This window comes from Streptomyces sp. SID3343, from assembly GCF_009865215.1.
Lineage (GTDB): Bacteria > Actinomycetota > Actinomycetes > Streptomycetales > Streptomycetaceae > Embleya.
Genome location: NZ_WWJX01001186.1, coordinates 1 through 1,136, shown reverse-complemented (window position 1 = coordinate 1,136; position 1,136 = coordinate 1). Strand labels below are relative to the sequence as shown.

General features: G+C 74.5%; 1 protein-coding gene. It reads right to left on the bottom strand.

Features of this window, described 5'->3' with window-relative positions; all coding sequences use genetic code 11:
• Window positions 1-44: 44 nt before the first annotated feature.
• Window positions 45-836 (bottom strand): GntR family transcriptional regulator, encoded by a 792-nt coding sequence (locus tag GT354_RS37350; RefSeq protein WP_161360826.1) that lies wholly within the window; start codon window positions 834-836, stop codon window positions 45-47.
• Between the last annotated feature and the right edge of the window lie 300 nt (window positions 837-1,136).

Sequence of the window (1,136 nt, the reverse complement as noted above, 5' to 3'; positions counted from 1 at the left end):
GGGTGGGGAGTGTGAGGGTGAGGCGGGCGTCCCGCCGGGTGGGGCTACGGCCGGGGGCGGCGTGGGTCGGCGCCGACGGGGCGCGCCGGCGTGACGTGCAGGGTCAGCCGGTCGCCGCGCACGTGGAGGTATTCCAGGTCGACGGGCCGCCCGTCGGCCAGCCGGGTGAGGCGGTCGACGGCCAGCACCGCGCCGCCTGCGGGCATCGTCAGGATCGCGCACGTCGCGGGGTCGGCGACCACCGCTTGTACGGACACCTCGGCGGCGCCCAGTGCGCTGCCCGCGACGGTCTCGATCAGGTCGAAGACGTCGTGGTTCTCCAGTGTTTCCCGAGGCAGCGCGAGGAGCGGTTCACCCACCTCGGGAGTGAGATAGGTGCAGTCGAGCGACAGCGGCGTGCCGTCCACCCGACGAAGCCGTTCCAGGTACACGCCGGGACTGCCCTCGGTCCGTTCCAGGCGACGGGCGACCGCCGCGGGCAGCCGTACCGTCCGGAATTCACGGATCTCGTTGACCACGTCACCGCGCCCGCTCAGCACGCCGGCGAGGCCGGACAACTCGCCGAGCGGGTGCTCGTACACGCGGCCGAGCACGACCGTGCCCACGCCGCGACGGCGCTCGACGAGCCCCTCGTCGCGCAGCAGACCCAGTGCCTCCCGGACGGTGTTGCGCGAGGCGCCGAACTCGGCGATCAGCGCCCGCTCGTCGGGCAGCACACCGCCGGGGAACGCCCCACGCAACACCTGCGCGCGCAGCACGTTCGCGATCTGCCGGGCCCGGTCGGCGCGGGTAACCGGCCCGGGCGACTCGGGGGCGCCGGTTGTCGGATCGTTCATGGGCCCTCCTCGCCGGTGCCGAAACGGGGGCGACAGCACGCCCGCCGGAACACCCCACGCTAGCCGGCTCGTGTTACCGCGAGGTTACGCCACCCGCGATGACCTGCACCGATGCCCCGACCTGGGGGTTCACCCGACCCGGGCGGACATCCGCCACCACCGGACCCCGGTACCCAAGCCGCCGACTCGGGCAGACTCCGCCGCGACCGCCGGTCCGGCGGCGGCGAAGGCGAACGGCGACCACGTCCGGGCAAACGAACGGCCCCGAGGCGCCGGGCCACGCTTCGCCCGCGGGCGAAG